The sequence below is a fragment of the Paracoccus actinidiae genome (assembly GCF_030863885.1).
Classification (GTDB): Bacteria; Pseudomonadota; Alphaproteobacteria; order Rhodobacterales; family Rhodobacteraceae; genus Paracoccus; species Paracoccus everestensis.
The window spans coordinates 1,268,934-1,282,230 of the sequence record NZ_CP132956.1; the positions used below are offsets into that span (position 1 = coordinate 1,268,934).

The 13,297-nt window shown below is 66.0% G+C and carries 14 protein-coding genes and 1 tRNA gene; 11 read left to right on the forward strand and 4 right to left on the reverse strand.

Features of this window, described 5'->3' with window-relative positions; all coding sequences use genetic code 11:
- Positions 1-5 precede the first annotated feature (5 nt).
- Genes Q5701_RS06360 through dxs form a run of 4 tightly spaced genes read left to right on the forward strand, consistent with a single transcriptional unit; the run spans position 6 to position 3,981 of the window.
- Positions 6-926: a histone deacetylase family protein gene (locus tag Q5701_RS06360; RefSeq protein ID WP_306754430.1), complete on the forward strand. Its 921-nt coding sequence runs from the start codon at positions 6-8 to the stop codon at positions 924-926.
- A complete protein-coding gene (locus Q5701_RS06365; RefSeq protein ID WP_234854797.1) occupies positions 923-1,159 on the forward strand; it encodes an exodeoxyribonuclease VII small subunit in 237 nt (78 codons plus the stop codon). Before Q5701_RS06360 ends, Q5701_RS06365 begins: the two co-directional genes overlap by 4 nt.
- Positions 1,159-2,022: a polyprenyl synthetase family protein gene (locus Q5701_RS06370; protein WP_306754431.1), complete on the forward strand. Its 864-nt coding sequence runs from the start codon at positions 1,159-1,161 to the stop codon at positions 2,020-2,022. The genes Q5701_RS06365 and Q5701_RS06370 overlap by 1 nt, the downstream gene beginning before the upstream one ends.
- A 42-nt stretch (positions 2,023-2,064) precedes the next feature.
- On the forward strand, positions 2,065-3,981 hold the full coding sequence (gene dxs / locus Q5701_RS06375) for a 1-deoxy-D-xylulose-5-phosphate synthase (protein ID WP_306754432.1): 1,917 nt from the start codon (positions 2,065-2,067) through the stop codon (positions 3,979-3,981).
- 275 nt (positions 3,982-4,256) lie between these two features.
- Here dxs and clpB read toward each other — a convergent pair whose 3' ends face one another.
- Positions 4,257-6,896, reverse strand: a complete 2,640-nt coding sequence (clpB, locus tag Q5701_RS06380) for an ATP-dependent chaperone ClpB (protein WP_306754434.1) — start codon at positions 6,894-6,896, stop codon at positions 4,257-4,259.
- 156 nt (positions 6,897-7,052) lie between these two features.
- On the opposite strand from clpB, the gene pyrF reads away from it, so the two are divergent.
- Together pyrF and Q5701_RS06390 are read left to right on the forward strand one after the other, a co-directional pair.
- On the forward strand, positions 7,053-7,751 hold the full coding sequence (gene pyrF, locus Q5701_RS06385) for an orotidine-5'-phosphate decarboxylase (RefSeq protein WP_306754435.1): 699 nt from the start codon (positions 7,053-7,055) through the stop codon (positions 7,749-7,751).
- Positions 7,752-8,525, forward strand: a complete 774-nt coding sequence (locus Q5701_RS06390) for a hypothetical protein (protein WP_306754436.1) — start codon at positions 7,752-7,754, stop codon at positions 8,523-8,525. It begins immediately after the preceding gene.
- Positions 8,526-8,531: 6 nt separating this feature from the next.
- Here the strand turns inward: Q5701_RS06390 and Q5701_RS06395 are convergent, their stop codons facing one another.
- Genes Q5701_RS06395 through Q5701_RS06405 form a run of 3 tightly spaced genes read right to left on the reverse strand, consistent with a single transcriptional unit; the run spans position 8,532 to position 10,559 of the window.
- Positions 8,532-8,795 carry an NfeD family protein gene (locus Q5701_RS06395; RefSeq protein WP_373568622.1) on the reverse strand — a complete coding sequence of 88 codons (264 nt, stop codon included), beginning with the start codon at positions 8,793-8,795 and terminating at the stop codon, positions 8,532-8,534.
- Positions 8,792-9,679 (reverse strand): SPFH domain-containing protein, encoded by an 888-nt coding sequence (locus tag Q5701_RS06400; RefSeq protein WP_306754437.1) that lies wholly within the window; start codon positions 9,677-9,679, stop codon positions 8,792-8,794. Before Q5701_RS06400 ends, Q5701_RS06395 begins: the two co-directional genes overlap by 4 nt.
- A gap of 13 nt (positions 9,680-9,692) precedes the next feature.
- Positions 9,693-10,559 (reverse strand): N-formylglutamate amidohydrolase, encoded by an 867-nt coding sequence (locus tag Q5701_RS06405; protein ID WP_306754438.1) that lies wholly within the window; start codon positions 10,557-10,559, stop codon positions 9,693-9,695.
- Positions 10,560-10,716: 157 nt separating this feature from the next.
- Here Q5701_RS06405 and Q5701_RS06410 point away from each other — a divergent pair.
- The 5 genes from Q5701_RS06410 to Q5701_RS06430 all read left to right on the forward strand — a co-directional run bounded on the left by Q5701_RS06410 (position 10,717) and on the right by Q5701_RS06430 (position 13,280).
- Positions 10,717-10,791, forward strand: a tRNA-Val gene (locus tag Q5701_RS06410).
- A 79-nt stretch (positions 10,792-10,870) separates the two neighbouring features.
- Positions 10,871-10,996 (forward strand): type B 50S ribosomal protein L36, encoded by a 126-nt coding sequence (gene ykgO / locus Q5701_RS06415; RefSeq protein ID WP_042245282.1) that lies wholly within the window; start codon positions 10,871-10,873, stop codon positions 10,994-10,996.
- Positions 10,997-11,161: 165 nt separating this feature from the next.
- Positions 11,162-12,079 carry a calcium-binding protein gene (locus Q5701_RS06420; protein WP_306754440.1) on the forward strand — a complete coding sequence of 306 codons (918 nt, stop codon included), beginning with the start codon at positions 11,162-11,164 and terminating at the stop codon, positions 12,077-12,079.
- A 139-nt stretch (positions 12,080-12,218) separates the two neighbouring features.
- On the forward strand, positions 12,219-12,488 hold the full coding sequence (gene rpsO, locus Q5701_RS06425; protein WP_306754441.1) for a 30S ribosomal protein S15: 270 nt from the start codon (positions 12,219-12,221) through the stop codon (positions 12,486-12,488).
- Between the two features lie 162 nt (positions 12,489-12,650).
- On the forward strand, positions 12,651-13,280 hold the full coding sequence (locus Q5701_RS06430) for a hypothetical protein (RefSeq protein ID WP_306754442.1): 630 nt from the start codon (positions 12,651-12,653) through the stop codon (positions 13,278-13,280).
- Positions 13,281-13,297: the final 17 nt, after the last annotated feature.

Sequence of the window (13,297 nt, forward strand, 5' to 3'; positions counted from 1 at the left end):
ACATCATGACCACGGCCCTGTTCACCCATCCCGACGCCGAACGCCACATCACCCTGCCCGGCCATGCCGAACAGGTCGCGCGCCATGCCGCCGTCCTGGACGCGCTTGCCGACTTGCCCCTGGACCGGCGCGAGGCGCCGCGCGCGGATGAGGCCGAGATCCTGCGCTGCCATCCCTTGTCCTATCTTGAGCGGATCCGCGACGCGATCCCCGAGGACGGCTGGCAGATGCTGGACGCCGACACCCACCTGTCGCCCGGCAGCCTTGATGCCGCGCTGCGCGGCGCAGGGGGCGCGGTGGCAGCCGTCGATGCCGTGCTGGCGGGCGAGGTCGCCAATGCCTTTGTCGCCATGCGCCCGCCCGGCCATCATGCCGAACGCGAAACGCCGATGGGTTTCTGCATCTTCGGCAACGCGGCCATCGCGGCGATGCGGGCCTTGGATCATCATGGGCTGGACCGCGTGGCGGTGCTGGATTTCGACGTGCATCATGGTAACGGCACGCAGGATCTGCTGTGGAATGAACGCCGCGCCTTCTTCGCCTCCAGCCACCAGATGCCGCTTTATCCGGGCAGCGGGGCGGCGTCGGAACAAGGCGCGCATGGGCAGATGGTGAACGTGCCGCTGCGACCCGGATCGGACGGGGCGGCGGGGCAGGCGGCGTGGCGCGACATCCTGACCCGCTGCCGGGATTTCGCGCCGCAACTGGTGATCGTCTCGGCCGGGTTCGACGCCCATGCGGCCGATCCGCTGGCGCAACTGAACTGGGATGACGACGACTTCGCGGCCATCACCCGCATGATCTGCGACATGGCGGGGGATCTGTCGGCCCCCGTGGTATCCTGCCTGGAAGGTGGATATGATCTGGACGCCCTGGGCCGGTCCGCCCGCGCCCATGTCCAAGTCCTGCTGGAGGCCCGAGAATGACTGACATCGCGACCATGAGCTTCGAGGAAGCCATGAAGGAACTTGAGGCCACGGTCGGCAAGCTGGAAACCGGCGACGCGTCTTTGGACGAATCCATCAAGCTTTACGAACGCGGCGCCGCCCTGCGCCAGCATTGCGAGAAACGCCTGCGCGAGGCCGAGGATCGGGTGGAAAAGATCACCCTTGCGGCCAATGGCCAGCCCACAGGGACGGAACCGGCCGAGGGGCTGTGATGCATGACCGGGTTTCGGCAGTAAAGTTTCAGGTTCAGGCCGAACTTGACCGGGTGATCGGGGATCTGCCCGGCGGCGAGTTGCGCGATGCGATGGGTTATGCCTGCGCGGGCGGCAAGCGCATCCGGGCCTTCCTGGTCATGGAATCCGCCCGCCTTCATGGCGTGGCCGATGATGCCGCCCTGCCGGTCGCTGCGGCGGTCGAGGCGCTGCACGCCTATTCCCTGGTCCATGACGACCTGCCCGCGATGGATGACGACGACCTGCGGCGGGGTCAGCCCACTGTCCATGTGAAATGGTCCGAGGCGACCGCGATCCTGGCGGGCGATGCCTTGCAGACCCTAGCCTTCGGGTTGCTGGCCGATCCCGCCATTGGCGATCCCGCTGCCCGCGTCCGTCTGGTCGCGGCCTTTGCGCAGGCTGTCGGCGGGGCAGGGATGGTCTGGGGGCAGGCGCTGGATATCGCGGCTGAATCTGCCGCGGCCCCCCTGACCCTGGCCCAGATCACCCAGTTGCAGGGCGGCAAGACCGGCGCCCTGATCCGTTTTGCCGCCATCGCAGGGCCGCTGATCGCCGATTCCGACACTGCGCCCCTGGCCCGATACGCCGATGCCGTGGGCCTTGCCTTCCAGATCGCCGACGACATCCTGGATGTGACCGGAAACGAAGATGTGACCGGCAAACGCGTGGGCAAGGACGCATCGGCGGGCAAGGCGACTTTCGTGTCCCTGCTGGGTCTTGCCGGCGCACGCGCCGAGGCCGCGCGGCTGGTCGCGGATGCCGATGCTGCCCTTGCCCCCTATGGCGAAGCCGCTGCAAACTTGCGCCAATTGGCGCGTTTCGTTATCGAACGCGACACCTGACCGACGCCCGCCCCTGCAATCTTTCGCCCGAAGGGCCAGCCGATGACCGACCTGACCAAGACGCCGATCCTCGACCGGGTCACGCTGCCCTCGGACATGAAGTCGCTCAGCGACCGTGAACTGCATCAGCTTGCCGACGAACTCAGGGCGGAAACGATCAGCGCGGTCAGCGTCACCGGCGGGCATCTGGGCGCGGGCCTGGGCGTGGTGGAACTGACGGTGGCGCTGCACGCGGTCTTTGACACGCCTCGCGACAAGATCATCTGGGACGTGGGCCACCAGTGCTATCCCCACAAGATCCTGACCGGCCGGCGCGACCGCATCCGCACGCTGCGCATGGGCGGCGGACTGGCGGGCTTCACCAAGCGTGCCGAAAGTCCCTATGACCCTTTCGGCGCGGGCCATTCCTCGACCTCGATCAGCGCCGCGCTCGGCTTTGCCGTGGCGCGGGATCTGGGCGGCGATCCGGGCGATGCCATCGCGGTGATCGGCGACGGCGCCATGAGCGCGGGCATGGCCTTCGAGGCGCTGAACAATGCGGGCCATCTGGGCAAGCGGCTGATCGTGATCCTGAACGACAACGAGATGTCCATCGCCCCGCCGGTTGGGGCGCTGTCGTCATATCTGACCAGCCTTTACACGCGCGGCCCGTTCCAGGATCTGAAGGCCGCCGCCAAGGGCGCCGTGGGCCTGCTGCCCCCGCCCTTCCAGGAAGGCGCGCGCCGGGCCAAGGAAATGCTGAAGGGCATGACCATCGGCGGCACGCTGTTCGAGGAACTGGGCTTTTCCTATGTCGGCCCGGTCGATGGGCATGACCTCGACCAGCTTCTGCCCTTGCTGCGCACGGTGAAGTCGCGGGCGACCGGCCCGGTGCTGATCCATGCCGTCACGAAGAAGGGCAAGGGCTATGCTCCGGCGGAAAACGCCGCCGACCGGGGCCATGCCACGGGCAAGTTCGACATGATCACGGGTGTGCAGGCCAAGGCGAAATCCAACGCCCCCAGCTATACCGCCGTCTTTGCCCAGGCTTTGATCGACGAGGCCGGACGCGACGACAAGATCGTCGGCATCACCGCCGCCATGCCGGACGGCACGGGGTTGAAGCAGTTCGCCGAACGCTTTCCGCGCCGGACCTTCGACGTGGGCATCGCCGAACAGCACGCCGTGACCTTCGCGGCGGGACTGGCTGCGGGCGGCATGAAGCCCTTTTGCGCGATCTATTCGACCTTCCTGCAGCGCGGCTATGACCAGGTGGTTCATGACGTGGCGGTCCAGAACCTGCCCGTGCGCTTTGCCATCGACCGCGCGGGGCTGGTTGGGCAGGACGGGCCAACCCATGCGGGCGCCTATGACATCGCCTTCCTGGCGAACCTGCCCGGCATAGTCGTGATGGCCGCAGCCGACGAGGCCGAACTGTTGCACATGGTCGCCACCGCCGCCGCCCATGACAGCGGCCCCATCGCCTTCCGCTTTCCGCGCGGCGAGGGAACGGGCGTCGAAATGCCGGAACGTGGCCAGGTGCTTAAGATCGGCAAGGGCCGCATCGTGCAGCAGGGCAAGGGCGTGGCGATCCTGTCCTTTGGCACCCGCCTGTCCGAGGCGCAGAAGGCCTGCGAATCGCTGGCCGCGCGCGGCATCACCCCTACGATCGCCGATGCGCGCTTTGCCAAGCCGCTGGACCGCGACCTGATCCTGCGGCTGGCAGGCAGCCATGACGCGCTGATCACGCTGGAAGAAGGTGCGGTCGGCGGTTTCGGCAGCCATGTCGCGCAATTGCTGGCGGACGAAGGGGTGTTCGACCGTGGACTGCGCTTCCGGTCCATGGTCCTGCCCGACCGCTTCGTCGATCACGACGCGCCCTTTGCGATGTATGACACATCCGCGCTGAACGCCGCCCATATCGAAGCCAAGGTGCTGGAGGTCATGGGGGTGGCGCAACTGGCGGGCAAGACGGCATGATCTGACTGCCCGAATTGCGGGCAGCGTGCCGATCTGATGATCAGGACGCAGGATTTTCTCTGCGTTGCAGCATGATCTTCGTCATGTGACGGAATACCGGAAGGCATCTGGCGCATTATGGACATGCGGGCAGGTTCCTGCCCGCTTCCCTCCGACCAGGACGGTCCCTGCCGTCAAAGCCGCCAGAGACGCGCCCTCCTCCCTGCGAAGTCTCTGGCGGCCTCTCTCGCAAGGGAGAAGCGCGGGACTTTCCCTTTGCCCCGCGCTGTTCGTGCTCAGTGGACGGTTGCCTCGGGCTTGGGGCCCTCGCCGACGGCTCCAAGCTTGTGACCCGCCCGGCCGATGCGGTTTTCGACGATCAGCCCGTCCGGCCCGGCGCTGACATGGACGGTCTGCCCGTCCAGAACCTCGCCCGACAACAGCAGTTCGGCCAACGGATCCTGCAAGGCCCGTTGGATCACCCGCTTCAGGGGACGCGCCCCGAAGACCGGATCATAGCCCTGGTCGGCCAGCCATTTGCGCGCCGCATCGTCCAGATCCAGCGTGATCTTGCGCCCGGCAAGCCGCTGTTCCAGACGCCGCAACTGGATGCTGACGATCCCGTCCATGTTCTGCCGCGACAGGCGGCGGAAGATGATGATCTCGTCCAGGCGGTTCAGGAACTCGGGCCGGAAATGGGACCGGACCGCCTCCATCACCTGCGCCCGCGCGTCGGACGAATCCGACCCTTCGGGCAAATGCGACAGCGCCTGCGACCCCAGGTTCGAGGTCAGGATGATCAGCGTCTGCTTGAAGTCCACCGTCCGGCCTTGGCCGTCGGTCAACTGCCCGTCGTCCAGAACCTGCAGCAGCACGTTGAAGACATCCGGGTGGGCCTTTTCCACCTCGTCGAACAGGATCACCTGATAGGGTCGCCGCCGAACGGCCTCGGTCAGCACGCCGCCTTCGTCATAGCCGACATAGCCCGGAGGGGCGCCGATCAGCCGCGCCACGGAATGTTTTTCCATGAATTCGGACATATCGATGCGGACCATCGCGCTGTCGTCGTCGAACATGTATTCGGCAAGCGCCTTGGTCAGTTCGGTCTTGCCGACGCCGGTCGGCCCCAGGAACAGGAACGACCCCAGCGGGCGGTTCTCGTCATTCAGGCCGGCGCGGGCGCGGCGGACGGCGTTGCTGACCGCCACGACCGCTTCCTGCTGGCCGATGACGCGGGCGCCGATCTGTTCTTCCATCTTCAGAAGCTTCTCGCGCTCGCCTTCCAGCATCTTGCTGGTGGGGATGCCGGTCCAGCGTTCCACGACCTCGGCGATCTGTTCGGGGCGCACGGCTTCCTCGACCATCAACCCGTCCGGGCCGCCATTCTCGGCCTCGGCCAACTGCTTTTCCAGGCCGGGGATGATGCCATAGGACAGTTCCCCCGCACGGGCCAGGTTGCCTTCGCGCTTGGCCCCGTCCAGTTCGGCCCGCGCGCGGTCAAGCTGTTCCTTGAGGTGGCGCGAGCCTTCCAGCTTGTCGCGTTCGGCCTGCCAGCGGGCGGTCATCTCGGCCGACCGTTGCTGCAGGTCGGACAAATCCTTTTCCAGCCGTTCCAGCCGGTCGCGCGATGCAGCGTCGTCTTCCTTTTTCAGCGCCTCGGCCTCGATCTGCATCTGCAGGATCTGGCGGTCGAGCTGGTCCAGTTCCTCGGGCTTGCTGTCCACCTCCATGCGCAACCGGCTGGCGGCTTCGTCCATCAGGTCGATGGCCTTGTCGGGCAGGAAGCGGTCGGTGATATAGCGGTGCGACAGCGTGGCAGCGGCAACCAGGGCGGCGTCGGAAATGCGGACGCCGTGGTGCAGTTCGTATTTCTCCTTGATGCCGCGCAGGATGCTGATCGTGTCCTCGACCGTCGGTTCCTCGATCAAGACCGGCTGGAAGCGCCGGGCCAGGGCCGCGTCCTTTTCGATGTACTTGCGATACTCGGCCAGCGTGGTCGCGCCGACGCAATGCAACTCTCCCCGGGCAAGCGCAGGCTTGATCAGGTTGGCGGCGTCCATCGCCCCGTCGGTCTTGCCCGCGCCGACCAGAACGTGCAGTTCGTCGATGAACAGGATGATTTCACCGGCGGCGTTCTCGATTTCCTTCAGGATCGACTTCAGCCGTTCCTCGAATTCGCCGCGGTATTTGGCGCCCGCGATCAGCGCGCCCATGTCCAGGGCCATCAGCCGCTTGTTGCGCAGGGATTCGGGCACGTCGCCGTCGATGATGCGCAGGGCCAGGCCTTCGGCGATGGCCGTCTTGCCGACGCCGGGTTCGCCGATCAGCACCGGGTTGTTCTTGGTGCGGCGCGACAGCACCTGCATGGCACGGCGGATTTCCTCGTCCCGGCCGATGATCGGGTCGATCTTGCCGTCGCGCGCCGCTTGCGTCAGGTCGCGGGCGTATTTTTCAAGCGCCTCATAGCTGTCCTCGGCGGACGCACTGTCCGCCGTGCGGCCCTTGCGGATGTCGTTGATGGCGGCGTTCAGGTTCTGGGCGGTGACGTTGCCCGCCGAAAGCGCATCGCGCGCGTTGGTGTTGACCATGGCAAGCGCCATCAGGATGCGCTCGGCCGGGACAAAGCTGTCGCCCGCCTTCTTGGCGACCTGCTCGGCCTCGTCCAGCACGCGCACCAGGCTGGGGTCCACATAGACCTGGCCATTGCCGCCCTTGACCTTGGGCAGCTTGGCGACCGCGCCATCCACGGCTTCCTTCACGCGGCGCGCATCGCCGCCCGCGCGGGTGATCAGGTTCGACGAAAGCCCCTGGTCGTCATCCATCAGCGCCTTGAGCAGATGTTCCGGCACGACACGCTGGTTTTCCTCGCGGATCGCGATGGTCTGGGCGGCCTGCATGAAGCCGCGCGACCGCTCGGTGAACTTTTCCATGTTCATCGGCATATTCTCCTTGTGCTAGCCCCCGTGTCGCAGACGCCCTGTCGGCGCGCCGCGGTCCGGGTCTTCGATTATGATCTGGTATGTCTTGCGGCGCTTTCAAGCCGGGGGGCACTATGCCATAACGCCGCGATTTCAGGGACAACGGGGTTAAGCATGGATGACCGGCTGATCGTGGCACTGGACGTGCCGAACGCCCTGGCGGGGCTAGACCTTGCGGAACAGCTAGGCGATGCCGTCGGCTTCTACAAGATCGGGCTGGGGATGCTGACCGGCGGCGGGCTGGCGCTTGCCAACGAGTTGAAGGGGGATCACGGCAAGCGGATCTTCCTGGACATGAAGCTGTTCGACATCGGCGCCACGGTGGAGTCCGCCGTGCGCGGGCTGGCGGCCTTTGATCTTGATTTCCTGACGGTGCATGGCGATCCCCATGTCGTGCGCGCGGCCAAGGAAGGCGCGGCGGGATCGAACCTCAAGATCCTGGGCGTGACGATCCTGACCTCGCTGGAACGCGCGGACCTGGATGCGGGCATGATCCGCCCCGGCGATCTGCACGAGATCACCGTGGAACGCGCCGCCCGCGCATTCGAGGCAGGGGCCGACGGTATCATCTGTTCCCCGCGCGAGGCACAGGCGATCCGCGCCCTGCCGGATGCGCGACTGATCGTTACGCCGGGGGTGCGTCCCGCAGGCGCGGCCCTGGGGGACCAGAAGCGGGTGGAAACCCCGGCCAGTGCCATCGCGGCGGGGGCCGATCATATCGTGGTCGGGCGTCCGGTCTGGCAGGCCGCCGACCCGCGCGCGGCGGCGCAGGCGATCCTGGCGGAACTGCGTGGCTGCCCGGTTAACGATTGATTGACCGTCCCCGCCATCCGCGCCAGTCTGGCCAAAACGGGGGGCGGGATGGCGGACGAGCGCGGCATCTGGCAAAAGTCGCATAACGACCTGGTGCTGTCCTTTCTGGCCGTGCGCCGGGCCATCGGGGCGCTTGGCTTTTTCCTGCCGCTGGCCCTGCTGGCCTATGGCCTGTCCGCGGGCGATCTTTTGCCCAGCATATCCTCTGCCTATTACTCCCCCATGAGAGAGGTTTTCGTGGGCTGCTTGATGGCGCAGGCGGTGTTCCTGTGGAGCTACGAAGGCTTTCGCCCCGATGCGGGCGATCTGGTCAGCGACAAGGCCACGGCGCGGGTGGCGGCGGTGGCGATTGCCCTGGTCGCCCTGGCCCCGACCCATCCTGGAGACAAGGCCGGGGAAGCCCCTGCCGGCCTGTCCTGCACGCTGCTGCAATGCCTCCTTGGGCCGGATGTGTCATCCACCCTTCATCTGGTGTCGGCAGCGGTGTTTTTCGGCGCGCTTGCCGTGTATTGCCTGGTGCTGTTTACCAAGGGGGCCGTGGACGGGGCGGAAAAGGACGCCTCGAACCGGATCTATCGTGTCTGCGGCTGGACCATCCTTGGTGTCATCGGCGTGCTGGGCGTGCTGTTCGCAACCGGCCTGGACGACCGGCTGTCCTGGTGGCGCCCGGTCTTCTGGCTGGAAACCGTGGCCACTCTTGCCTTTGCCACAAGCTGGATGGTCAAGGGCGACGCCCTGCGCCCGCTGGTGCGCGGCGTTGCCGCGATGCGGTGAGTGGCGTCAGTCGTTGATGTCGCGGTCCCAGACGCGCCTGCTGCCCTGGCTGGTCGGCCACACGCGCCGGAACAGCATCCAGGCCACCGCCGACAACAGCGCAGTGACGACAAGCGTCACCGGCAGCCCCGCCGTCCACAGCCCGGTCAGCATCAAAACCCCCATCAGCCCGACGGATGCCGCAAGCCCCATGAAGGCCCAGCCCGGCACCAGCAGTTCGATCCCCGCCAGCACAAGGCCCGCGATCAGCCACCACCAGCCATTCATCACGACGACCGTCCACGCAGCAGGCCAAAGGCGTCGGTAAAGGCATCCAGGGCGGCGGCGGGCACCAGCACGACCTGCTTGCCCTGGCCCTTGCCGATGTCAGCCAGGGCTTCGACCTGCTTCAGCGCCACCTGGTATTGCGCGGCCTCAAGCCCGTTCCGGGAAATCGCCTCGGCAATGGCGGCGGTGGCATAGGCTTCGGCATCGGCCAGCACGCGCTTGGCCTTGGCAAGCTGTTCGGCGGCATAAAGGTCGCCGTCCGCGGCCAATTCGACGGCCCGGCGCTTTCCCTCGGCCTCGGTCACCTGGGCGCGGCGGGCGCGTTCGGCGTTCAGTTGTTGCAGCATGGCGGGGCGGGTGGCCTGGTCTAGGTTCACGTCCAGGATCTCGGCCCGCGTTACCTCGATCCCCCAGTCATCGACGACATTGGCCAGCGATTCGCGGATCCGGGTGATCAGTTGCGCGCGGTTCGACTGGACCCCGTCCAGTTCCATCGTGCCGATTTCCGACCGCACGATGCCAGCCACGGTGGTGGCGATGGCCGCGTCGATGTCGCGGATGCGGTAAACGGTCTTTTCGGGTTCGATGATGCGGTAAAAGACGCTGGTTTCCACCTGCACCAGCACGTTGTCGGCGGTGATGGCGTCCTGGCTGTTCGTGGGCAACTGCCGTTCCAGAACGGAAATGCGATGCGCCACCCGGTCCAGGAAGGGCACGGTGAGGTTGATCCCCGGTCCCAGCACCGAATGCAGCCGGCCAAAGCGTTCGACCACGTATTTCTCGGATTGCGGAACGATCTTCACGGCCGAGGCCACGGCCATCAGGATGACAACGGCCAGGACGATCAATGCAAGGTTCTGGCCGATCAGGCCGGGCAGGTCGTCCATCGTCTCGCTCCTGTCATTCTGCGGCGATCGCGGCGTCGGGCCGGCCGTCGGCATCCAGCACCGACAGCTTGCGAATCACCCGTGCCATGCGGACCGCGACATCGTCGAACCCGTCATGCGGCACGATGGCCTTTTCGTCCATGTAAAGCGCCCGGTCGATTTCCAGTTGCACGACATGGACGTTCGCGCCGGGGCGGCCATAGGCCGAACAGATATAGGCGCCGGCAAAGGGCGAATTGCGCCGGATGCGCCAGCCTTCGGCCTCGATCGCCGTGACAATGGCGTCTGACACGCGCGCGGCGGCGGACAGCCCGTGGCGGTTGCCCAGCACCATGTCGGGGCGCGCGCCGTGCAGGTGGTTCAGCGCGTCATGGGGCATGGAATGCATGTCGATCAGGATCGCCTGGCCGAACCGCGACCGCGCCTCGGCGATCAGGCTGGCCAGGGCCTGGTGATAGGGGCGCCAATAGGCATCGATGCGCCGTTCGGCCTCGGCCCGGTCGATGGGGCGTTCCAGGATGGCGCGGCCTTGGGACACGACGCGGGGGATGACCCCCAGGCCCGCCAGCGTTCGCTGGTTCAGCGGATGGCGCGGCACGCCGCGAACCACCAGGGGGTCGATCTCGTCCGGGGCGCGGTTCAGATCCACGATGGCGCGGGGAACCTGCGCGCGAATCGTGACCGCGCCAAATGACGGGGCGCAGGCGATCAGGCGGTCCACGAAGGCATCCTCGGACGACCGCAATGTTTCAGGGGGCAGCTTCGTGCCTTCCAGGAACCAGTCGGGATAGGCCCGGCCTGAATGAGGCGATCCGAAAATGACGCCGCTGGCCCAGCGATCGGGCCGGTCGATCAGGACAGGCAGGTCGGATTCAGTCACATCAGACCCCGGCAGGCGGTTTCTTCCTGACTGTTATAGACGATAAGTTTCTTGCTGCGATAGGTCTTGAAACCCCCGAGGCCCCCCTATATAGACACGCGGACCAAAGGCGGTTCAGGATGTTTCCCCCGGGATGCGGACGGTTCCACCCAAGGACGGGCGGTTAGCTCAGCGGTAGAGCACTACGTTGACATCGTAGTGGCCACTGGTTCGATCCCAGTACCGCCCACCATGTTTTCGCCGCCCCCGGCAGCTTCGTCGGGGGTCTTTCGTTTTCCTGCGGCTGCGAGCCGCGTGATGGAGAAAAACCGATGAAGGTTCGCAATTCGCTCCGCTCGCTGAAAAGCCGGCACCGCGACTGTCAGGTGGTGCGTCGCAAGGGCCGCATTTACGTGATCAACAAGACCAACCGCCGCTTCAAGGCCCGCCAGGGCTGATCCGGCGCGATCACTGCGAAGACGAAACAAACCCGCCCGATCCGGCGGGTTTTTTCATGTCCTCGTGGCTTTTCTGCCGCGTGTTAACCCGTTCTTAACAATGTATTTGGTTAATGACCCCTTGCGGTTGTACGGCTGGTTTGCAGTTGGTTTCGGGGTGTCGCCATGTTTGTGCTTGCCAGTCTCATGGCGCTTGCAGCCGCAGGCGCCGCGCTTGATCTGACAGGCAGCCGCGACCCGGAAGACGACGAAACCGACACTCTCGCCCCCACCCTCGGCCCTCCTGACGCAGGAGAGATCGGGGATGTCAGCTCGGATACGGCCGAACAGGGTGGCGATGACGGCATCGACTGGCCGCTGCCCTTGCCATCCCCCGAACCTCCGGCCGGCGATGATCTGATCGAAGGCAGCGACGGCGGCGACGACCTGCAAGGCGGGTTTGGCAATGACACGATCGCCGCCGGGTCCGGCAATGACTGGGTCCAGGGCGATGGCACCTTCGACCAACCGGGCTGGGATGAGATCCATGGCGGCGCAGGCGATGATTCGCTGGCCGGGCAGGGGGGCGACGACATCGTCTGGGGGGACGAGGGCGACGACACCATCCTGGGCGGCGAGGGCAACGATACCTTGTTCGGCGGGTCCGGCAACGACTGGATCTCGGGCCATGATGGCGACGATATCCTGGTGGCGGGCGGTGGCGGCGACGATCTGGACGGCGGGCGCGGCAACGACCAGCTGGTTGGTGACGACGATCCCCAGACCGCCTGGCTGCACGGCGGCGAAGGTGACGATACCTTGATGCCGGGCAGCGCCGATTTCGCCGAAGGGCAGGAGGGTGCGGATGATTTCGTCGTCAAGCCCGGCGCGGCCGAGCTGCCGGTGATTGCCGATTTCGACGCGCGCGAGGATCAGATGATCCTGCACTTGCCCGACAGCATGGCGCAGGACGCGAAAATCGACCTGGCCCCCGATCAGGACGGCACGATGCTGGTGACGCTGAACGGCGATCCGATTGCCCGGATGCTGCAAGGAGGCGGTCTGACAGTTGCGGATATCGTGATCGTCCGGCTGCCCGGCTGACAGGCGAAACCCCTTTCCCCGGCCGCGCTTTTCCCTTATAGGCGCGCATCCGTTCCGGTTCGCCGGCCGGACGCTCCACGGGCCTGTGCTGGACGACATCCCGGCCTGCGCCATAACCCCTTTCCGAAAGGAGATCCCGATGTCGATCACCGTTGAAGAAAAAGCCCGCGTCATCAAGGAATTCGGCACCGTCGCAGGCGATACCGGTTCGCCCGAGGTGCAGGTTGCGATCCTGTCGTCGCGCATCGCCACCCTGACCGAGCATTTCAAGGCCCACAAGAAAGACAACCATTCGCGTCGTGGTCTGTTGATGATGGTCGCACAGCGCCGCAAGCTGCTGGACTATCTGAAGAAGAAGGACGAAGCCCGCTATACCGACCTGATCGGCAAGCTGGGCCTGCGCCGCTGATCTCGGCCCGACCGGACAACAAGGCGCCCGCGATCCTGTCGCGGGCGCTTTGCATTTCGCACCGCTGGGTTGGTTAATTTTTCGTTAAAATACAAAAGAATTTTCCGTGGACTCGGTTTCGGTGCCTTTTAAAATCGAAGGCGTCAACGAAAGGAACCGCGAATGGTACTTGGTGTTTTGAAACCGATCCTGAGTCCGCTTTTGCCCCCGGCGGCACCCAATGCCGCCCCCAATAGCGCCGTGGGCCAGGCGGCTGCGGCCCAGCAGGCGGCCCAGGAAGCAGCAGCCCAGCAGGCAGCAGCCCAACAGCAAAACGCCCAGCAGGCGCAGCCCGAAGGGGTCACGTTCGATCTGTCGGACAAGGCGCTGCAACTGGTCGAGGATGCTGCAGCGGCCCAGTCCGCTGTCCTGCCGCCGGCCACGCAAGCCCCATCCGGGCCGGTCGCACCCTCGGCTGCACCCCAAACTCAGCCCGCCTCAACCGCTGCTGCCGCCGCACCGGCCATTGTCGCGCCGCGCACAGCTCCTGTTTCCGTCCGGCCTGCAGCCGAGCCGGTGCCCGAGGCGTCAGACGTGGAGGCCCGCCAACCCGCCGAGGCCGGCGACCCGACCGAGGAGGAGCGCGCCCGTGCCTGGGCGATCCGGGGCATGGAACGCGAAAAGCTGCTGAGCCTTGTCGAAACCCTCAAGGTCAAGCCCAAGGCCGATCCTGCCCAGAAGGAAGTGGCCGAACACACCGCCGCGCAGCCGCTTGTCCAGGCCGCGCCGTCGGAACGGACGGCGGCCGTCTAGCGCCTGCCATTGCCCAG